The organism is Kineococcus siccus (assembly GCF_009906795.1).
In the GTDB taxonomy this organism is placed as follows: domain Bacteria; phylum Actinomycetota; class Actinomycetes; order Actinomycetales; family Kineococcaceae; genus Kineococcus; species Kineococcus siccus.
In genome coordinates this window covers 1-19336 of record NZ_JAAALN010000057.1, presented here as the reverse complement: position 1 = coordinate 19336, position 19336 = coordinate 1, and the positions used below count along the sequence as shown (strand labels likewise).

Annotated in this window: 20 protein-coding genes; 16 read left to right on the top strand and 4 right to left on the bottom strand. The window is 74.8% G+C overall.

The window, feature by feature from the left end; translation table 11 throughout:
• Window positions 1-120: 120 nt before the first annotated feature.
• The 5 genes from GTR02_RS08815 (at window position 121) to GTR02_RS08795 (ending at window position 4281) form a co-directional block, all read left to right on the top strand.
• The gene (locus tag GTR02_RS08815) at window positions 121-969 is read left to right on the top strand and encodes an NAD-dependent protein deacetylase (RefSeq protein ID WP_166607112.1); all 849 of its coding nucleotides are present in this window, start codon (window positions 121-123) and stop codon (window positions 967-969) included.
• Window positions 942-2468, top strand: a complete 1527-nt coding sequence (locus tag GTR02_RS08810; protein ID WP_166607111.1) for an FGGY-family carbohydrate kinase — start codon at window positions 942-944, stop codon at window positions 2466-2468. Before GTR02_RS08815 ends, GTR02_RS08810 begins: the two co-directional genes overlap by 28 nt.
• A 115-nt stretch (window positions 2469-2583) precedes the next feature.
• Entirely contained in the window at window positions 2584-2994 is a 411-nt protein-coding gene (locus tag GTR02_RS08805) for a VOC family protein (protein WP_166607110.1), read from the top strand.
• A 45-nt stretch (window positions 2995-3039) separates the two neighbouring features.
• A complete protein-coding gene (locus GTR02_RS22945; protein WP_166607109.1) occupies window positions 3040-3801 on the top strand; it encodes a family 16 glycosylhydrolase in 762 nt (253 codons plus the stop codon).
• Between the two features lie 153 nt (window positions 3802-3954).
• Window positions 3955-4281: a VOC family protein gene (locus GTR02_RS08795; protein WP_205708895.1), complete on the top strand. Its 327-nt coding sequence runs from the start codon at window positions 3955-3957 to the stop codon at window positions 4279-4281.
• Window positions 4282-4316: 35 nt separating this feature from the next.
• Here the strand turns inward: GTR02_RS08795 and GTR02_RS08790 are convergent, their stop codons facing one another.
• The gene (locus GTR02_RS08790) at window positions 4317-4982 is read right to left on the bottom strand and encodes a TetR/AcrR family transcriptional regulator C-terminal domain-containing protein (RefSeq protein ID WP_205708894.1); all 666 of its coding nucleotides are present in this window, start codon (window positions 4980-4982) and stop codon (window positions 4317-4319) included.
• Window positions 4983-5203: 221 nt separating this feature from the next.
• On the opposite strand from GTR02_RS08790, the gene GTR02_RS08785 reads away from it, so the two are divergent.
• Window positions 5204-5521 (top strand): hypothetical protein, encoded by a 318-nt coding sequence (locus GTR02_RS08785; RefSeq protein ID WP_166607106.1) that lies wholly within the window; start codon window positions 5204-5206, stop codon window positions 5519-5521.
• Window positions 5518-5922, top strand: coding sequence for an STAS domain-containing protein (locus GTR02_RS22940; RefSeq protein WP_166607105.1), 405 nt, complete (start codon window positions 5518-5520; stop codon window positions 5920-5922). The genes GTR02_RS08785 and GTR02_RS22940 overlap by 4 nt, the downstream gene beginning before the upstream one ends.
• A 10-nt stretch (window positions 5923-5932) precedes the next feature.
• On the opposite strand, the gene GTR02_RS08775 is transcribed toward GTR02_RS22940, so the two are convergent.
• Complete coding sequence (locus tag GTR02_RS08775) at window positions 5933-6973, bottom strand: substrate-binding domain-containing protein (RefSeq protein WP_205708893.1); 1041 nt, start codon at window positions 6971-6973, stop codon at window positions 5933-5935.
• Between the two features lie 418 nt (window positions 6974-7391).
• On the opposite strand from GTR02_RS08775, the gene GTR02_RS08770 reads away from it, so the two are divergent.
• The 8 genes from GTR02_RS08770 to GTR02_RS08735 all read left to right on the top strand — a co-directional run bounded on the left by GTR02_RS08770 (window position 7392) and on the right by GTR02_RS08735 (window position 16908).
• Window positions 7392-7871: an SRPBCC family protein gene (locus tag GTR02_RS08770; protein ID WP_166607104.1), complete on the top strand. Its 480-nt coding sequence runs from the start codon at window positions 7392-7394 to the stop codon at window positions 7869-7871.
• A gap of 59 nt (window positions 7872-7930) precedes the next feature.
• The gene (locus GTR02_RS08765) at window positions 7931-9244 is read left to right on the top strand and encodes an MFS transporter (protein WP_166607115.1); all 1314 of its coding nucleotides are present in this window, start codon (window positions 7931-7933) and stop codon (window positions 9242-9244) included.
• A gap of 13 nt (window positions 9245-9257) precedes the next feature.
• Window positions 9258-9779 (top strand): universal stress protein, encoded by a 522-nt coding sequence (locus tag GTR02_RS08760; RefSeq protein ID WP_205708891.1) that lies wholly within the window; start codon window positions 9258-9260, stop codon window positions 9777-9779.
• 252 nt (window positions 9780-10031) lie between these two features.
• The gene (locus GTR02_RS08755; protein WP_166607103.1) at window positions 10032-10904 is read left to right on the top strand and encodes a bacteriorhodopsin-like; all 873 of its coding nucleotides are present in this window, start codon (window positions 10032-10034) and stop codon (window positions 10902-10904) included.
• A gap of 10 nt (window positions 10905-10914) precedes the next feature.
• A complete protein-coding gene (locus GTR02_RS08750; protein WP_166607102.1) occupies window positions 10915-11946 on the top strand; it encodes a beta-carotene 15,15'-dioxygenase, Brp/Blh family in 1032 nt (343 codons plus the stop codon).
• 58 nt (window positions 11947-12004) lie between these two features.
• Window positions 12005-14446 carry a methyl-accepting chemotaxis protein gene (locus tag GTR02_RS08745; RefSeq protein WP_205708890.1) on the top strand — a complete coding sequence of 814 codons (2442 nt, stop codon included), beginning with the start codon at window positions 12005-12007 and terminating at the stop codon, window positions 14444-14446.
• On the top strand, window positions 14439-15977 hold the full coding sequence (locus tag GTR02_RS08740; protein WP_166607101.1) for a chemotaxis protein CheW: 1539 nt from the start codon (window positions 14439-14441) through the stop codon (window positions 15975-15977). Before GTR02_RS08745 ends, GTR02_RS08740 begins: the two co-directional genes overlap by 8 nt.
• Window positions 15978-16038: 61 nt before the next feature.
• Window positions 16039-16908, top strand: coding sequence for a GAF domain-containing protein (locus GTR02_RS08735; RefSeq protein ID WP_166607100.1), 870 nt, complete (start codon window positions 16039-16041; stop codon window positions 16906-16908).
• 2 nt (window positions 16909-16910) lie between these two features.
• Here GTR02_RS08735 and GTR02_RS08730 read toward each other — a convergent pair whose 3' ends face one another.
• A complete protein-coding gene (locus GTR02_RS08730; protein ID WP_166607099.1) occupies window positions 16911-17675 on the bottom strand; it encodes an SDR family NAD(P)-dependent oxidoreductase in 765 nt (254 codons plus the stop codon).
• On the bottom strand, window positions 17675-18649 hold the full coding sequence (locus GTR02_RS08725) for a sugar-binding transcriptional regulator (protein WP_338073687.1): 975 nt from the start codon (window positions 18647-18649) through the stop codon (window positions 17675-17677). The genes GTR02_RS08730 and GTR02_RS08725 overlap by 1 nt, the downstream gene beginning before the upstream one ends.
• Window positions 18650-18791: 142 nt before the next feature.
• Here GTR02_RS08725 and GTR02_RS08720 point away from each other — a divergent pair.
• On the top strand, window positions 18792-19336 hold a 545-nt coding region (locus GTR02_RS08720), incomplete at its 3' end, for an alcohol dehydrogenase catalytic domain-containing protein (RefSeq protein ID WP_166607097.1).

The following is a 19336-nucleotide window of genomic DNA, read 5'->3' as shown; positions in this document are numbered from 1 at the left end:
GTTCTGGGGGGCGGGCGGCTGGGGGGCGGTCGTCGCCTTCGTCACGGTCCTCGCGGGCCTCGCGCTCCTGCTCGCGGGGCTGGTGCTGCGTCGCGCGGTCGGCCCGGGCAGCATGGCCGCGTGAGCGACGACGAGAGGCTGGCGCGTCTCGTCGGCGACGGCGGCGTGGCGGTGCTCGTCGGCGCGGGGCTGTCCACCGACTCGGGGATCCCCGACTACCGGGGCCCGGGCGGTTCCCTCGCCCGCCACACCCCGATGACCTACCAGGAGTTCACCGGCAGCGCCGAGGCGCGGCGCCGCTACTGGGGCCGCAGCCACGTCGGCTGGGAGCACTTCCGCCGCGCGCAGCCCAACGCGGGCCACCGGGCCGTCGCGGCCCTGGACGCCGCCGGCCTGCTGACCGGGACCGTGACGCAGAACGTCGACGGGCTCGACGTCGCGGCCGGCACCCGGCGGGTCGTCGAGATCCACGGCAACCTCGACCGCGTGGTCTGCCTGCGCTGCAGCGAGGTCACGTCCCGGGCCGAGCTCGCCGAACGCCTTGCCGCGGCGAACCCGGGGTTCGACGCCCGGCGCCGGGAGTTCACGGCCGTGAACCCCGACGGCGACGCCGACCTCACCGACGCCCAGCTCGAGGGTTTCCGCACCGTCGCGTGCCGCCGCTGCGGCGAGGACGCGCTCAAGGCCGACGTCGTGTTCTTCGGCGAGACGGTGCCGCGCGAGCGCGTCGAGCAGTCCTTCGCGATCGTCGACGAGGCCCGCTCCCTGCTCGTCCTCGGGTCGTCCCTGACGGTGATGTCGGGCTACCGGTTCGTGCTGCACGCGGCGAAGCGGGGCATCCCCGTCGCGATCGTCAACGCCGGGCCCACCCGCGGGGACGCCAAGGCGGACCTGCGGCTCGACGCGCCGCTCGGGGAGGTCCTGCCGCGCCTGGTGGCAGGATGCGAGCGCAGACGCGAGGAGGCGTAGTGGACCTGGTCCTGGGTGTCGACATCGGCACCGGCAGCAGCAAGGGCGTGCTCGCGACGCTCGAGGGGCGGGTCGTCGCGCGCGAGTCGACGCCGCACCGCACGGACAACCCGCGGCCCGGCTACGTCGAGCACGACGCCGACGCCGTGTGGTGGGCGGACTTCGTGGGGATCGCGCGGGCCCTGACCGAGCGGGCGCGCGCCGCCGGGGACGACGTCGTGGCCGTGTGCGCCAGCGGGGTCGGGCCCACGGTGCTGCTCGCCGACGACGCCGGGCGGCCGCTGCGGCCCGCGATCCTCTACGGCGTCGACACCCGGGCGCTCGCGGAGGCCGCGGAGCTGCAGGAGCGCTACGGCGCGGAGGACCTGCTGCGCCGCTGCGGTTCCCAGATGTCCTCGCAGGCCGCCGGCGCCAAGGTCGAATGGCTGCGCCGGCACGAGCCCGACGTGTTCGCGCGCGCCCGCTACTTCTTCATGTGCAACTCGTACCTCGCGTTCCGCCTCACGGGCGAGTACGTGATGGACCACCACTCCGCGAGCCAGTCGACCCCGCTGTACGACCGGCACGCCGCGCAGTGGATCCCCGAGCGCTGGGAGGAGATCGCCGGGGGGATCCCCGCGCCGCGGCTCGTGTGGCCCTCCGACGAGGTGGGCCGGGTGAGCGCCGCGGCCGCGGAGGCGACGGGCATCCCGGCCGGCGTGCCCGTCGCGGCGGGCACGGTCGACGCGTGGGCCGAGGCCGAGAGCGTCGACGTCGGCCGCCCCGGCGACCTCATGGTCATGTACGGCTCGACGATGTTCCTGGTCGCCGTCACCGACGGGCCGGCGCACAGCCCGGCCCTGTGGGGTACGGCGGGTGCGCGGCCGGGGCAGAGCACGCTCGCGGCCGGCATGGCGAGCTCCGGCAGCGCCACCGAGTGGTGGCGCGAGACCGTGGGCGCACCGCCCGTCGCCGACCTCGTCGCCGAGGCCGCGGCCTCGCCCGCCGGGGCGCACGGCCTGCTCGCGCTGCCGTACTTCGCTGGGGAGCGCACGCCGTTCGCCGACGCGGACGCGCGCGGGGCGGTCCTCGGGCTCACGCTGCGCACGACGCGCGGCGACGTCCAGCGGGCCCTGCTCGAGGCGACGGCGTTCGGGGTGCGGCACAACGTGGACGCGCTCGAGGCCGCGGGCGTCGAGGTGCGCCGCATCGTCGGCGTCGGCGGCGGCACGGGCTCGCGCCTGTGGCCGCAGATCGTCACCGACGTGACGGGCCGGCCGCAGGAACTGCCCGCCGAGCGCATCGGGGCCTCGCTCGGCGACGCGAAGTTCGCGGCCGTCGCGCTCGGGGCCGTCGCGGTGGACGCCACGTGGAACTCCGTCGAGGTCGTCACCGAACCGGGGCCCGCGTCCGAGGTCTACGCCGGGCTGTACCCCGCCTACCGCCGGCTGCACGAGGCGACCGTCGACCTGCAGCACCAGCTCGCGGAGCTCGAGCGGTCGGCCCCGCGGGGCGCCTAGGCGGGCGGAGCCGGCCCCGCGGCGGCGTCGAGCGAGTTCCTCGCGGGTCCCTTGCGCGACGGCGATCCGGCGATCACGATGCGGGGACCGACCGCCGCGCGTCAGGAGCCCCGCCGTGACCAGCCCCGACAGCCCGCAGGAGACAACGTCCGAGGGGCCGGTCCCGGGTGCGGTGACGTGGTTCGAGATCGGCACGGCGGACATGGCCCGCGCGCAGCGGTTCTGGTCGGGCCTGTTCGGCTGGCAGCTGCAGGGCCCGCCCGGGGTGTACCTGTCCGTCCCGGCCGGCGACGGCATCCCCGGGGGCGTGCTCCCGGTCCCGGCGGGTGCGACCTACGCCACCTTCGCCGTGCAGGTGGCCGACGTCGACGCGGCCGCCGCCCGGGCCGTGGAGCTCGGGGCGGTCGTCGTCGTCCCGCCGGCCGACAACCCGGGGGGCGTGCGCTCGGCCTACCTGCGCGACCCCGACGGCAGCGTCTTCGCCGTCTGGCGGCCGCCGGCCGGGGGCGTCCCGGCTGCGGGGTGACGCCGCGTCCTTCCCGGGGCGGCGCCCGCGCGCCAGGATCGCGGGGTGGACGGCGTCGACGGGGCCGGAGCCCCCTCGTGGTCGCAGGACTTCGCGGGGCCGCGGGGCGCGCCGCCGGACCCTGCCGTGCGGCGGCACGACCTCGGAGCGGGTGGCTGGGGCTGCGACCAGCGGCAGGAGTACACGGCCGATCCCGCCAACGCGTGCCTCAGCGGCACGGGCAGCCTGCTGATCACGGCGCTGCCGCTGCCGCCCGGCCGCCGGGAGGGGCGGGTGCTCGCGACCTCGGCCCGGCTCCTCACTCACGGCCTCGTCGCGGTGCGGGGCGGTCGGGTGGCCGCCCGGCTGCGCGTCCCCCGGGGCGCCGGGCTCTGGTCGGCGTTCTGGATGCTCGGCGAGGACGTCGACGCCGTCGGCTGGCCGGCCTGCGGGGAGATCGACGTCGTCGAGCACGTCACGAGCGACCCGACGGCCGCGCACGGCACGCTGCACGGGCCGGGGTACTGCGGTCTGGGCGGGGGGATCGGTCACCGGCACGACACGGGCGCCGACCTGGCGGCCGCCTTCCACACCTTCGCCGTGGACTGGACGCCCGGGCGGATCACCTGGTCCGTCGACGGGGTGGCCACCTCCACGCTGACGCCCGACGAGGTGCCGGGCCCGTGGCCCTTCGACCACCCGTTCCACCTCCTGCTGGACCTGGCCGTGGGCGGGGCGTGGCCGGGCGTCGACACCGACGCCCCGACCCTGCCCGCGACCCTCGAGGTCGCGTGGGTGCGGGTGTGGGACCGCCTCCCGCGTGGGTGACGGGCGGCGCGGCGGGTTCGGCGTGCGGGGCGCCCCGGGGTGCGACAGCGTGGTACCGCCCGGCCTCCCGGTGCGGGCGGGTCCGGCGGACGGGCTCGACGGACGAGGTGCGAGGACGGGGACGACGTGGCCAGAGGTGTGGCGAGTGTCTGGGTGCCGGTGGACGACATGGACCGCGCGGTCCGCTTCTACGGGGAGACCCTGGGGCTGTCCGTGACGTCGCGGTCGGAGGTCTGGAGCGAGATCGACGCCGGGGGCCTGATGATCGGGCTGAACGCGCGCGAGGGCACCGCCCGGCACGCGGACGGCGGGGCGGTCGTGAGCTTCCAGCCCGACGGCGGCATCGACGAGGAGGTCGACCGGCTGACGTCGGCCGGCGTGGAGTTCACCGGCGGCATCAGCGACCACGACTGGGGCCGCATCGCGCCGTTCAAGGACAGCGAGGGCAACGACCTGCAGTTCTACGCGCCCCCCGCCTGAGGGCGGTCGGCGGGGAGACGCTGCGCGGCAACGCCTCACGCCAACCGGGCGCGGGCCGCCTCCAGCCGTTCGAGCAGGTTGCCGAGGGAGTGCTCGAACTCCTCGCCGAGGTCCTCCACGGCGAGCCGGCCGGACAGCCGCGTCAGCGTCGGGAACGCGGCCAGGTCGAGCGCGCCCGCACCGGCGGGGAGCGCGTCGCCCCCGCCGGCCGGGTCCACGGTCGCGGTGACGGGGTCGACGCCGTCGGCGGAGACCTCCAGCAGGAGGTGGCCGACGAGGAAGCTGCCGAAGGCGCGGTAGGCGTAGACGGCGGCGTCCTCGCTGAAGTCGCGGGACAGCAGCGCGGCGAGGAACCCCTCGATCCACCGCAGGCTGCGCAGCGGCGGCCGGATCCAGGGCGCGGCGCGGTGGCGCGTGGCGATGAGCGGGAAGATCTGCGGGTGCTGCAGGGCCAGGGCGCGCACGCCCGCGGCGGTGCGGCGCAGGAACGTCTGCCAGTCGTCGTCGGGGCGCAGGAGCACCTCGGGATCGGCGTAGAGCTGGTCCAGGAGCCGGTCGACCATCGCGTCGAGCAGCTCGTCGCGGCTGCTCACGTAGCGGTACAGCGCCATGCCCTCGACGTCGAGGGCGGCGCCCAGCTTGCGCATGGACAGCTCGGCGATGCCGAAGCGGTCGACGTGGTCGATCGCGGCCTCGAGCACCGCGCCCTTGCTGAGGCCCGGACGGCGGCGGGTCGACCCGCCCTCGGGGCCCGGCGGCGGTCGCCCGTCCGGCCGCGGCTCGCCCGACGGTCCACTGGAGGCCGGCACCCCACCACCCCCTGCTCGCCCGTCCGCGGGACCCTCACCCGGCCGCCCGTCCGCGGGACCGGGCCGGTCCGCTGCCGCCCATCATCCCCCCTCGGGCGCCTGACCGTCCCGTGGTGACGCACCGTCGCGGGAGAGGAGCGCCGGCCCGGCGCGAGTTGGCGCACGAGGAGACCGGGTCGCGGTTCGTGCCGCTGGCCGGCGCGGCCTACGCGCGGGGCCGGCTGCTGCTCGACGTCACCGCTGAGCAGGTCCGCCGCGCGCCGCACGTCGCGCCGGACGAGCACCTGGCGGCGTCCACGGAGGTGGCGCTGTACGGCCACTACGGCCTGTCCCCGGCCGGGGACACCGACGTCGACCCGCGCACCGGCACGACGCCCCGCGGCGGCGACGAGCACCGCGCGCACAGCCTGCTGCCCCCGGCGGAGCGGTGAACGGCGACGCGGTCACCGGGGCCGAGGGGCCGGGCGACGCCCCGCCGCAGCGACCCGGGCAGCGCGTGCCCGGCCCCGACGACGTCGGGGCCGTGTCCGTGCTGCAGGACGCCGAGCGCGTGCGGGTCGTCCTCGCGGGGGAGATCGACGCGGCGTGCGAGACCGACCTGCGGGCGGCCGCCGACCGCGTGCTCGCGGCGGGGCTGCCGGTCGTCGTCGACGTGTCCCGGGTCGGGTTTATGGACTCCACGGGCGCGGCGTTCCTGGCCCGGGTGGCGGCCCGGCTCCAGCCGCCGCTGGGCCCGCGGTCGGTCACGGTGGTCGGGGCGTCGGCCCAGGTGGCGTTCCTCCTCGAGGTGACCCTCCTCGACACCTACGTCGTCCTGGAGGACCCCCGCTGAACCCCGCGGCTCAGCGCGTGCGCCAGCCCGCCGGCGGGGCCGTGCTGCCGCGCAGGACGAGCCGGGTCGCCAGCACGTGGACGGCCTCGGCCGCCCCGCCGTCGCCCGCCGGTGCGCCGTCGAGCTGCTGCAGCAGCAGGCGGGCGCCCGTGACGCCCTGCTCGTGCACGTCCTGGCCGACGGTGGACAGGTCCACGACCTCCGCCATCTCGTGGTCGTCGACCCCGACCACCGAGAGGTCGCCGGGCACGTCGAGCCCGGCGCGGCGCAGGGTCAGCAGGGCGCCGAGCGCGAGCTCGTCGTACTCCGCGACGACCGCGGTGGGCAGGACGGGCCCCGCCAGGAGGCTCGCCATGGCCGACGCGCCCCCGCGGGTCCCGTAGCGGCCCGAGGCCTGCAGGCGCGGGTCCACCTCGAGGCCCGCCGCCGCCACGGCCAGCTCGAAGCCCCGGCGCCGCTGCGGCGCGGAGATGAACCCGAAGTCGGCGTCGTCCGGTTCGCCCGCCAGGTAGCCGATGCGGGTGTGCCCGAGGTGGACGAGGTGGTTGACGGCCGCGCCCACGGCCGCGACCTCGTCGATGCCCACCGAGGCCCGGCCGGGCATGGGTGACCCGATGCTCACGTAGGGCAGGTCCAGGGCGCGCAGCGCGAGGGTGTGCTCGTCGGTGAGGGGCATCGAGCAGGTCAGGACGCCGTCGACGCGCCGGGCCAGCGGCATGCGGGAGAAGAAGCTGTCCCGGTCCCGCGCGCTGCCGAGGTGGTAGAGGACGACGTCGTAGCCGGAGTCGCGCAGCACGTCGGTGACGCCCGAGATCAGCTCGCTGAAGAACCACCGGGTGACGAAGGGGACGACGACGCCGATCGCGCGGGTGCGGCCCGACGCGAGGCCCGAGGCCTGCGGCGAGGCGACGTAGGAGAGCAGCTGCGCGGCGTCCAGGACGCGCTGGCGCGTCTCGGGCGCCACCTTGGACTTCCCGCCGAGCGAGCGGGAGACCGTGGCGGCGGAGACGCCGGCCAGGGCGGCGACGTCGTAGATGCTGGGCCGCGGCACGCCTGCGCCCTCCTCCTGTCTCACCGTCACCGGTGTCTGCTGCTCGGATCGTCCCACGCCGGGGACCGGTGCTCACGGCGGAGGGTGGCGGACCGCTTGAGAGCGCAACCGCTTCCAGGTCCGGGGTCTCCCGCGCCGGTGCTGATCTCGGCTCGTTCCGCCTGCCCGCGGCCACCACTTGTCCCGGTCTGGGACACCTGACACACTCACCGAGCGCAACCGCTCTTACCGATGTCCTGCACGGAGGACCGCGTCCCACGATCCTCCTCGGACCGCCTCGGTGGAAGCCCTCCGCCCCTGCGGTCCGCACCGGGGCGCCACGCAGCAGTGGCGCCCCTCCGTGGTGCCGGACGTCCCACGGCGCCGCCGCCCCGGCGGCGCCCACCGAGCTCAGCACGACGACGTGTGAGGAGGGGCCTTGACAGCGAACGTGATCGTGACGGTCGAGCGCCAGTTCGACCATCCCCGGGCAGAGGTCTTCCGCGCCTGGACCGACCCCGCGGAACTCGCCCGGTGGCGGGGGTCGCCGGGGTGGCACGTGGACCCGGACACCGTGAGCGGTGAGGCCCGCCTGGGGGGGCGGCACCGCCACGTGAAGGTGCCCGACGACGATCCCGCGTCGCCCGTCACCACCGACGGCGTCTACACGGAGTTCTTCGAGCCCGACGTGTTCGTGTCCTCCGAGCGCATCACGGGCGACCCGGGCATCGACCCCGACGTCGCCCTGGAGCTGCGCGTGGAGTTCACCCGGATGGGGCGCGAGGGCACGCTCGTGCGCATCATCCAGGGGCCGTACGAACCCGAGGTCGCCGGCTGGCACGGCGAGGGCTGGGAGAAGGAGCTGGGCCGGCTGGCCGAGTACCTCCGTTCGGCCGACCGTGCGCAGGCCGCGCGGTGAGCGCGCTCGAGCAGCCCTCCGGCCTGCAGCACACGTCCGTGGTGCGGCAGAAGCCGCTCATGGACATGCGCCAGATCCTGCTGATGAACATCGGGTTCTTCGGCATCCAGTACAGCTTCGGCATGCAGCAGACCGCCGTGAACCCGGTCTACGAGTTCCTCGGCGCGAACCCGCACGACCTCCCGATCCTCAACCTGGCGGGACCGATCACGGGGCTGCTCATCCAGCCGCTCATCGGGGCCCTGTCGGACCGCACCTGGAGCCCGCGCTGGGGCCGCCGCAAGCCGTTCTTCCTCATCGGCGCGATCGGCTGCAGCATCTGCCTGTTCCTGTTCCCGTTCGTCACCGCGGTCTGGATGGCCGTGATGCTGCTGTGGCTGCTGGACGCCAGCAACAACACGGCCATGGAGCCGTACCGCGCGTTCATCGCCGACAAGCTCCCGCCGTCGCAGCTCGGCAAGGGGTTCCTGGCGCAGTCCTTCTTCACGGGGCTCGGCGTCACCCTGGCCAACGTCTCGCTCTACGTCTTCCAGCAGTTCATCGAGGGCGGCACCGAGGCGGGGATCCCCTACTGGGTCCTGGGGTCGTTCATGGTGGGGGCGGTCTGCTCGATCGGCTCGGTCCTCATCTCGGTGCTCAGCACGCCGGAGATCCCGCCGAGCGCGGAGGAGCTCGTCGCCCTGCGGGCCAAGAAGGGCGGACTCGTCCCGGCCGTCAAGGAGATCGCCGAGGCGATCGTCGAGATGCCGGTCGAGCTGCGCAAGCTCGCGCTGGTGTACTTCTTCCAGTGGTACGGGCTCGTCTGCTACTGGCAGTTCGTGGCCCTGACCATCGCGGACACGTCCTTCCCGGCGACCGCGCAGGGCAAGGAGGAAGCGGTCGCGTGGACCGGTGCGGTCAACGGCTGGTACAACATCGTCACGTTCAGCGTCGCGTTCGCGCTGGTCGCCTTCGCCCGGCGCCGCGGCGCGAAGCTCGTGCACTGCGTCTGCCTGCTGCTGGCGGCGGTCGGGCTCGTGATCTTCCCGTCCATCACCAACCAGTACCTGCTGCTCATCCCCGTCATCGGGCTCGGGATCGCCTGGGCCTCGATCATGGGGGTGCCGTACATCATGGCGGTGCGGATGATCCCCTCGACCCGCTACGGCGTCTACATGGGCATCATCAACATGATGATCGTCGTGCCGATGCTCATCCAGTCGCTGACGTTCGGCCCCGTGTACCAGAACCTGCTCGGCGACACCCCCGGCAACGCCATCCGGTTCGCCGGGGTGTTCCTGGCCATCGCGGCGGTGACCATGCTCTGGATCAAGGAGCCGCCGATCGTCCGCAACGTGGACGAGGTCAGCCACATGCCCTCGGCCGGGCACTGAGGGGGTGGCGGGGATGCACGAGTCCGACCAGATGACCGACTACCGCACCATCGTCGTGGGCACCGACGGGTCCTCCCTGGCGGCGCCGACGGTGCGGCGGGCCGCCTGGCTCGCGCGCTACGACGACGCGGACCTCGTCATCGTCTGCGCCTACGCGGAGATGCCGCGGCGCGCGGACGCGCAGAACACCGCGACCCTGGGCGGCGACCCGCGCCTGGGGCAGGTGCTCGGCCGGGCGGCGGCCAACGCGGCCGTGACGAGCGCCGTCGCGCTCGCGAGCGAGGCCGGCGCGACGATCGCGGCGGCGCTGCTCATCGACGGCGAACCGGCCCGGGCGCTCGTCGAGGTCGCGAACGAGCGGGGTGCGGAGCTCGTCGTCATCGGCGCCCGGCACGACCGGTCCCTCGCGGACCGGCTGCTGGGCACCGTCGCGACCGAGGTCACCAAGCGCGCGCCGTGCGACGTCCTGATCGTCCGGCCCCACCAGGAGGCGGGGGACCTCGTGGTGCCGGAGGACGCGGCGAGCACGGTGTAGTCCCGCCGTCCCGGCCCGCCCCGCAGCGGGCGACGGGACGCGGCAGCGCGGTCGGCAGGTTCTCCTGCCGGCCGCGTCGTCGCGTCCGGCCCGGGGTCGTCCGGCCCTGTACTTCTCCATCACAGCCCGTCACGGATGCAGCCGGACTGGTGACATAGATCACCCGCGTCGACCGTTCCGCCGTGGTTCGCCGAGCGCATGATGAGCCGCACGGCGCTCCGCCGTGTCCCGGCAACGAAGCCCGGAGGAACCATGAAATCGGCTCAGGCGGTTCCCGCCGCCCTCTCCGCCTCCCAGTACGCCACCGTCTACAACGTCCTGTCCCTCGCCCTGGCGGCGCTGCTGTTCACCGCCGTGTACCTGGTCGCCTCCAAGTCCCGCGTCGCCCCGCGCTACCGCAACGCGGTCGTCGTCTCCGCGATCGTCTGCAGCATCGCGGCCTACCACTACTTCCGGATCTTCGAGAACTTCGGCGAGAGCTACCCGCCCGGCGCGACGGCCGACGCTGCGCACGCTCTCTCCAACGTGGAGTTCAACGAGGGCTACCGCTACGTCGACTGGCTGCTGACGGTCCCGCTGCTGCTCGTCGAGACCGTCGCCGTCATGGCCCTGGCCAAGGCGGACCAGCGCAGCCTGCTGTACAAGCTCGTCCCCGCGTCCGCGTTGATGATCATCCTCGGGTACCCGGGCGAGATCACCCTCGAGATCGTGCCGCGGGCCGTGTGGGGTCTGCTCTCGACGATCCCGTTCGTCTACATCCTCTACGTGCTGTTCGTGGAGCTGTCGCGCTCGATCGTGCGCCAGCCCGTCGAGGTGCAGCACACCATCAAGATGCTGCGCATCATGCTGGTCGGGTTGTGGGGGATCTACCCCATCGCCTACTTGTTCCCGATCTTCGGGGAGCTGGGTGCGGCGGCCTTCGTGGGCTCCGACGCGTACGTGCTGAAGCAGGTCGGGTACTCCGTGGCCGACATCCTCGCGAAGGCGGCGTACGGGCTCGTCATCTTCAAGGTGGCCCGCGTGAAGAGCGCGCTCGAGGACGGCGCCTACGCGGACGACCACACCGACGACCACCGGAGCGCGCCGAGGGCCGACGGTCCGCGACGGGTCCCGGTCGCGGACTGACGTCCCGGCCGTGGCGCTCCTGCTGCGGCCCACCCCGGTCGGGGGCCACCACGGCCCCCGGCCCGGGCGTGGCGCCGACCTCGTCTCCACCGCCTCCGCGGCGGCGCTCGCCGCCCTCGTGCTGGTCCACCTGCTCGCTCCGTCGGCGCTGGCCACCGCGGCCCCCGCGCTGGCCGTCGGCGGGCTGCTCCTGGGGCTGCCGCACGGGGCCGTCGACCACCTCGTGCCCTTCTGGAGCACGGGGGAGCCCGTCACCGTGCGCCGGCTCGCGCGGGTCCTCGTCAGCTACCTCCTCGTCGCCGGGGCCGCCGCCGCCGCACTCCTCCTGGCCCCGGGGCCGTCGGTGGCCGTCTTCCTCGTCGTCTCCGCCCTGCACTTCGGCCGCGGCGAGGTCGCCCTGGCGGCCGCCCGGGCCGGTCGTCCCGCGCCGCGGTGGCGCGAGGACCTGCCCCTCACCCTCGCGCACGGCGCGGCCGTCGTGGCGCTGCCCTACGCGCTGTGGAGCGAGCAGGCCGCCGTGGTCCTGCGCCAGCTCGCGCCCTCGCTCGCGGACCCGGCCGCCGCGGTGCGCTGGGGCGTCGTCGCGGCCACCGCGGGGCTCGCCGTCCTCGCCGCGGCCGACCTCGCGCGGCGCGGCCGCCACCGCGACCTCCTGGAGCTCGTCGTCCTCGTCGCCTGCTTCGCGGTCGTGCCGCCGCTGGCCGCCTTCGGCGTGTACTTCGGCCTGTGGCACGCGGGCCGGCACACGTGGCGGATGGTCGAGCTGGCCGCGGCCGCCGGCCCGCCCGGGGCGGGCCGGGGGGCCGCGCTGCGGCGGTGCGCCGTGCACTCCGTCGTGCCCACGGCCGTCGCCCTCGCGGCCCTGCTCGCCATCGCCGCGACCCAGGACGCGTCCCTGCTCGCGACCGAGATCGCGGTCCTGCTGGCGCTCACGTTCCCCCACGTCCAGACGGTCGCGGTCCTCGACGCGGCGCGGGCGCGCGGGCGCACCCGCCCGGTGGCGGGGCCCGCTTCAGGAACGGGGCCCGGCTGTCGATGGTGAGGCGGGGTCCACCAGCGGCTCTGCGCCACCTGCACCGTGCCCGCCCCGAGGAGCCCCCATGGCCGAAACCCGTCCCGCCGCCCCCGCCCCGGGCGGGCCGGCCGCGACGACGCTCGCCGGGCACCTCGGCGCCCTGGCGCTGCGGGACCGGCTCGTCGCGGTGCTCGGCCCCGACGGGCTCGGCCTGCGCGACGCGAACCCCGCGTTCTGCCGCCTGGCCGGGGTGCCTCTGCCCGACCTGATCGCCGCGGGCGTCGTCGACCTGCTCACCACCACCACCTCCCGGACCCTGGCCGCCGAGGTCGCCGTCGCCGCGTCGGGCGAACCCGTCTCCGTCCGGCTGACCCTGCGCACCGCCGAGCAGGGTGTGCGCCTGCTGAAGGGCGACCTGCACGCCGTCCCCGGCGCCGACGCCGTCGTGCTGGTGGCGACCGACGTCACCGAGGCCGAGCGCGTCGCCGCGCTGTCCCGCGGCACCGTCGACGCCGTCGACCGCGCCCAGGCCGTCATCGAGTTCGACACCACGGGCCGCGTGCTCACCGCCAACCGCAACTTCCTCGACGTCATGGGCTACTCGCTGCCCGAGGTCGTGGGCCGCCACCACCGCGCGTTCTGCGAGGCCGCCTACACCTCCACCGAGGCGTACGCCCAGTTCTGGGAGCAGCTGGCGGCGGGGGAGTACGTGTCGGGGCAGTTCAAGCGCGTCACGAAGGACCGTCGCGAGGTCTGGCTGCAGGCCACCTACAACCCGGTCCTCGACGTCGACGGCACCGTCCTGAAGATCGTCAAGATCGCCACCGACGTCACGACGGCGACCGTCCAGGCCGCCGAGCACGTGAGCAAGGTGAACGCGATCGAGCGGTCCCAGGCCGTCATCGAGTTCACGCCCGAGGGCCGGATCATCACGGCCAACAAGAACTTCCTCGACGTGGTCGGGTACACGCTGCCCGAGGTCGTCGGCAAGCACCACCGCGTCTTCTGCGACGAGAAGGTGGTCGAGTCGGTCGCCTACCAGGACTTCTGGGAGCGCCTCGGCGCCGGCGAGTACGAGACGGGCGAGTACAAGCGGCGCGGGAAGGACGGCCGCGACGTCTGGCTGCAGGCGACCTACAACCCGGTGCTGGACGCCGAGGGCAAGGTCGCGCGCATCATCAAGTTCGCGGCGGACGTCACGGCCGCCAAGGCGGCCAACGCCGAGTTCGTCGGCAAGGTGGCGGCCGTCGACCGGTCGCAGGCCGTCGTCGAGTTCGACCTGTCGGGGCGGGTGCTCACCGCGAACCCCAACTTCCTCGCCGTCATGGGGTACACGCTGAGCGAGGTCGTCGGCAAGCACCACCGGATGTTCTGCGACCCCGCGCACGCGTCGTCGGAGGCGTACGCGACGTTCTGGGAGCAGCTCGGCGCCGGCCTGTACTCGGCGGGCGAGTTCGAGCGCGTGACGAAGTCCGGCCGCGCGGTCTGGCTGCAGGCGACGTACAACCCGATCCTCGACTCCGAGGGGACGCCGCTGAAGGTGGTCAAGTTCGCCACCGACGTGACCGCGACCAAGCTCGCCACGGCCGAGATCGCCAGCCGCATGTCCGCGGTCGACCGGTCCCAGGCCGTGATCGAGTTCGACCTCGACGGCATCGTCCTGGCGGCCAACGAGAACTTCCTGCGGTGCATGGGGTACTCGGCCCGTGAGCTCGTCGGCCAGCACCACAGCGCGCTGTGCTCGGAGGAGTACACCCGCTCGGTGGAGTACCGCGACTTCTGGCTCCGGCTGAGCAAGGGCGAGCTCCTCAGCGGCCGCTTCCACCGGGTCGGCAAGTTCGGGCGCGACGTCTACATCCAGGCCTCCTACAACCCCGTCCTCGACCTCAAGGGCGACGTGGTCAAGGTCGTGAAGTACGCCTACGACATCACCGACTCCGTCGAGCGGGAGCGCCGGGTCGCGAGCAGCACCGCGGACATGACGGTCTCGGTGCGCGGGCTCGTCGGCTCGACCACCGACATCGCGGCGAGCTCCGGGGTCGCGACGGACCTGGCGCACGAGACGCACGCCAACGCGGAGCAGGGCGTCGAGGCGCTGCGGGCCGCGCTCGAGGCGATCGACCTCATCCAGCGCTCCTCGTCCTCCATCAGCAAGATCGTCCGGGTGATGGGGGAGATCGCCAACCAGACGAACCTCCTGGCCTTCAACGCCTCCATCGAGGCCGCCCGCGCGGGCGACCACGGCGTCGGCTTCTCCATCGTGGCCGGTGAGGTCCGCAAGCTCGCGGAACGCTCGTCGGAGGCGGCGCAGCAGATCGCGCACCTCATCGAGGAGTCCGAGGACCGCGTCGCCCAGGGGGCGCAGGTGTCCAAGCGGGCCGAGCAGGCGTTCGAGCGCATCGTCACGAGCGTGGCGAAGACCAACGACGCCATCCGCACGATCTCCGACCGCACGCGCGTGCAGAAGGAGACGTCGGAGACGGTCAACCGGCTGATCGCCCAGATCGCGAACCAGACCGGTGACTGACCCGGTGCCGGCCGACGGCGGGCACGTGGTGTACGGGCTGCTGTCCCTGGCCGGGGCCGACGTCGCGCTGCCGCTGTCGGCGCTGCGCGAGGTCGTCCCCGCCCCCGAGGCGTTCGCGGACCTCCCGGTCCGCACGCCCGGGCTGCTCGGGGCGATGCTGCTGCGCGGCGTGCCCCTGCCCGTGCTCGACCTGCGCCCGCTGCTGGGCTCGCCGACGGTGCGCGCGGACGACCAGGTGGTCGTCATCATCGCCGACGGAGAGCGCCAGCTCGGGCTGCTGGCCGACGAGGTCCGCGGCATCACCCGGGTGGCGGTCGAGGACCGGCGCACCGTGCGCGCGGCCGGCGCCGTGCTGCTGTTCTCGCACACCGTGCGCCACGCCGAGACCGACGCCGTCGTCAGCGTGCTCGACGTCGACGCCGTGCTCGCCCTGCCCGGCGTGCCCACCGTCGACCTCGGCCGGCCCGCCGCGGAGCCGTCGAGCGCCCACGTCCCCTCCGCGGCGCTGCGCACGCTGACCCTGCTGCGCTGCGGCACCCAGGTGCTCGCGCTCGACGTGGACTTCGTGCACACGACCCTCGCGGGCGCGACGTCGCGGCCCTCGGTGCTGGCGGGCGGGGCCTGCCTCGGCGTGACCGACGTCGCCGGCCGCGAGGTGGCCGTCATCGACCCGCTGCGCGTGCTGGGTCTCGGGGCGCTGCCGCAGGAGGGCCTCGACCTCGGGGCGGGGGTCGTGCTGGACCTCGGCCACGGCTACGTCGTGCTCGCCGTCTCGGCCGTCCTGGACATCGTGCGGATCCCCGCCGGGGACGTCCTCCCGGTCCCGGGGTTCTCCGTCGGCCGTCCCGACCTCGTGGCGGGCATCGCCGACGTCGAGGGCCGCGGGCAGTGCCTGGTGCTGGACGGGACCGCGCTGCAGGCCGAGCAGGGACTCGTGACGTACGCGTCGGTCAACACCGTCCTGCCCGGGCACCCGGACGGCGACCGCGACGGCACCGCCGCGGCCGTCGCCTCGCGCACCGCGCCCGCCTACCTCACCTACTCGGTCGGCGTCGACGTCGCCTCGCGCCTCGACCAGGTCGTGGAGATCCTCCCGTACCCGCCGTCCTGGACGCCGACGAACGTGGGCGAGAACGTCCTCGGGATCCTGGTGCACCGCAGCGCCGCGGTCCCGGTCCTGCACCTGCCGGCGATCCTCGGGCAGCCCCGCAGCACGCCGGACCGCTCGACGTGCCTGCTGCTCGTGGAGGTCGACGGCGAGCAGATCGCCTTCGTCGTCGACGCGCTGCGCGGCATCGACTCCCTCACCTGGCAGGAGCCCGGCCCGGACGGCGGGCCGCCGGCTCCGGCGGCCGTCCCGTCGTCGGCGCGGGCCCTGCGCTCGGCCCCCCTCATCGGCGTCGGGGGCAGCGGCAAGCTCCTCCCGGACCTGGACCTGCCCGCGATCGCGCGGCGCGTGCGGGCCGAGACGTCGCCGGGCTCCCGCGCGGGACGGCGGGCCGGCGCACCCGTCGTGGGCGCGCGGGCGTGACCGGTGACGCCGGTGCGCCGGACCGCTCAAGGTCGGTTCTAGAACGGTCGATCACGAGGGCATGAGCCCCGACGCCCTGCCGCTGCCGCGCCTGAAGCTGCACGGGCTCGCCGGGCCCACGGGCGACGACGCCCGTCGCCTGCTCACCCACGCCGCGCACGTCGACGGCCGCGGCGTGGAGCAGGTGTGGGCGGAGGTCTGCTCCGCCGCGGGCCTGTCCACGGGCGCCTACCTGCTGACCGTCGAGGAGGCGGAGGCCCTCGCCGAGGCGATGGTCCTGCAGCCCGGCGCGGTCGGGGTCGCGGGCCGCGACTTCCGCGTCCGGGTCCACACCTACCGCCTGCTGGCGGCCGAGGAGGCGGGCGCCGACCCGGCCCAGCGGCCGTACGACGCGGGCTTCGCCTCGGCCGCCCAGCTCGTGCGCTCCCGGATGCCCGACGACCGCCGCCTCGCCGCCATCGCCGAGCTCGCCCTGTTCTCCGAGGCCAGCCGGACCCTGCTCGACCAGGCGGCGCGGCGCGCGACCGAGCAGCTGGGCGGGCAGATCGGCCTGGTCACGCTCCTGACCGCGGGCGCCCAGAGCTTCGTCGGCGACCACGGCCTGGAGGGCTGGGCCGCCGAGGCGGGCGGCACGCCGGTCGAGTGGGCGTTCTGCGCCACCACCGTGCGCCGGCGCGAGGCCTACGTCGTGCCGGACGCCCGCACCGACGTGCACCAGCGCTCCAACCCGCTGACCGGGCCCATCGTGAGCTACGCCGGGGTCCCGCTCATCACGGCCGACGGTCACGCCCTCGGCGCGCTGTGCGTGCTGGGCGACGCGCCGGCCGAGCCCGGGCCCGAGCAGCTCGAGGCGCTCGCGGCCGTGGCGGCGGAGACCGTGGGCCGGCTCGAGGCCGCCCGCGTGCCGCGGGTCCGGACGTCCGCGGCCTGAGGTCAGGCCGCGGAGAAACCCCCGTCCAGGCGCAGGTCCTGGCCGTTGACCATGGCGGCCGCGTCGGAGGCGAGGAACACGACGGCGTTGGCGACGTCCTGCGGGACGGCGAAGTGGCCCAGGGGGATGCGCGACAGCAGGGGGGCCGCCTTGGCCGCCTCGCCCCAGACGCGTTGACCCATCTCCGTCATCACCACGGTGGGGCTCACGGTGTTCGCCCGCACGCCGGCCGGCCCGAGCTCGAGCGCGAGCACCCGGGTCGCCATGATGAGCGCGGCCTTGCTGGCGCAGTAGCTGTAGTGCTCGGCCAGGGCGAGGGAACCCGCCACGGACGAGACCATGACGATGCTCCCGCCGCCCGCCGCGGCCATCGCGCGCCCGACGCGCGAACCCAGCAGCGCGGGCGCGCGCAGGTTCACGGCCATGACCGCGTCCCACGTGTCGGCGTCGACGTCGACGACCGTCTGCGGGTGCGAGATGCCGGCGTTGCCGACGAGGACGTCCAGCCCGCCGAACGGCACCAGCGCCTCCTCGGCCAGCTGCTCGGTCTCCGTGGCCGAGGACAGGTCCGCGACGACGACGGCCGTGCGCACCCCGTGCTGCGCCTCGACGTCGGCGCCGAGCGCCTCCAGCGGTGCCCGGTGGCGCCCGGTGAGGACGACGTCGGCGCCCGCGGCCGCGAGGCCGTGGACGACGTCGGCGCCGATGCCCTGCGAGGCACCGGTGACGAGCGCGCGGCGCCCGGACAGGTCGAAGGGAGCGGGCATCAGGTGGCCTCCAGGGTCAGGGGGGATCCGGCGGTCGCCGCCACGAGCAGCGCCGCCGTGGGCGGGTCGGTGACCAGCTGGTTGAAGTACCCGCCGCGCGCGCCGGCCACGATGCTCGGGACCTTCTGCGCGCCGTACGCGACGGCGATGGTGGTGGGGATCGTCCGGATCGTCTCCAGCGGGGTCGCGATGAGCCGCCGGGCGCCGTCGTAGGGCAGTTCGGCACCGTCCGCGTCGTAGAACCGGCTGACGACGTCGCCGACCGCCCGGCGCAGGGGTTCCTCGCCCGTGGGGACGAAACCCGGGATCGACTCGCGCAACAGGGGAGGCGCGCCGACACCCATGACGGCGCAGCGCGCCCGGCGCCACAGGTCGAACACCCGCTGGATCGAGGGGTCCTGGACGAGGCTGGCGCGCAGGTCCGCACCGGGCATGGCCGGCGCGAACAGGAACCGCGGGACCCCGCCGATGCCGACGGCGACCTGCCGCGTGATCTCGTTGGTCTGGTACCAGGCCTCGGGTTCGTCCTGCCCGCCGACCATCGGGGCGACGAGCACGCCGGGCAGCGACGGCAGCGCCCGCTGCGCGACCTCGTAGACCGTCCGGCCCGAGGACACCAGCAGCACGTCGTCGCGGACCAGGCCCACGCCCGCGAGGGCCTCGGCGAGCACGGGGGAGACGGCGTCCGGGACGTGACCGGGCGCGCCGGCGGCGCTGAGGTGCACGCGCTGCAGGCCCAGCTGCTCGCGCAGCCGCTCGGCCAGGTCGGTGGAGTCCTGCTCGGTCGGGGCCACGACCTCGATGCGGACGATCCCCCGCGCCCGCGCCTCGCGCAGCAGCCGGCTCACGGTGGCGCGGCTCGTCCCGAGGCGCTCGGCGACCTCGGCCTGCGTGGCGTCCTGCAGGTAGTAGAGCGTCGCGGCGGTGTGCAGCAACGACGCGGGGAACCGCGCGCCGGACGGACTGAGGGCCACGACGGCCTCCTCTCGGGATCCGCTCACCCTACGAGGCGTCGGTGCCTCATCGCGGCCACACTGTTGCACAGATGTGCTGGACAAGTGTGCGGAACGCCCCTAGCGTTCAGGACGCCAGAGCGCCGTCTGCGAAGGAGCAGTCATGACGAGCACGATGAAGGCTGTCGTGGTGCACGGTCCCCACGACTACCGCCTGGAGGAGATCCCGGTCCCGACCGCGGGTCCGGGTCAGGCCCTGCTGAGGGTCGAGGCGGTCGGGATCTGCGCCAGCGACCTGAAGTGCTACCACGGTGCGGCGAAGTTCTGGGGGGACGAGAACCGCCCCGCGTGGACGGAGACGATGGTCGTGCCCGGTCACGAGTTCGCCGGGGAGATCGTGGAGATCGACGCCGCGGCCTCCGCCCGCTGGGGTGTGCAGGTCGGCGACCGCGTCGTGGCCGAGCAGATCGTGCCGTGCTGGAACTGCCGCTACTGCGACCGCGGGCAGTACCACATGTGCCAGCCGCACGACATGTTCGGGTTCAAGCGCCGCACTCCGGGGGCGATGGCGGAGTACCTGGTCCTGCCCGCGGAGGCGCTGGTGCACCAGGCCCCCGGGGACCTGCCCCCGGCGCACGTGGCGTTCGCGGAGCCGTTGTCGTGCTCGCTGCACGCGGTGGAACGGGCCGGGATCGGCTTCGACGACGT

Coding starts and splice junctions, on each gene's coding strand:
- GTR02_RS08810 (WP_166607111.1), top strand. CDS start 942: ATGCGAGCGCAGACGCGAGGAGGCGTAGTGGACCTGGTCCTGGGTGTC.
- GTR02_RS08765 (WP_166607115.1), top strand. CDS start 7,931: ATGGACATGCGCCAGATCCTGCTGATGAACATCGGGTTCTTCGGCATC.
- GTR02_RS08760 (WP_205708891.1), top strand. CDS start 9,258: ATGCACGAGTCCGACCAGATGACCGACTACCGCACCATCGTCGTGGGC.
- GTR02_RS08755 (WP_166607103.1), top strand. CDS start 10,032: ATGAAATCGGCTCAGGCGGTTCCCGCCGCCCTCTCCGCCTCCCAGTAC.
- GTR02_RS08745 (WP_205708890.1), top strand. CDS start 12,005: ATGGCCGAAACCCGTCCCGCCGCCCCCGCCCCGGGCGGGCCGGCCGCG.
- GTR02_RS08735 (WP_166607100.1), top strand. CDS start 16,039: ATGAGCCCCGACGCCCTGCCGCTGCCGCGCCTGAAGCTGCACGGGCTC.
- GTR02_RS08730 (WP_166607099.1), bottom strand. CDS start 17,675: ATGCCCGCTCCCTTCGACCTGTCCGGGCGCCGCGCGCTCGTCACCGGT.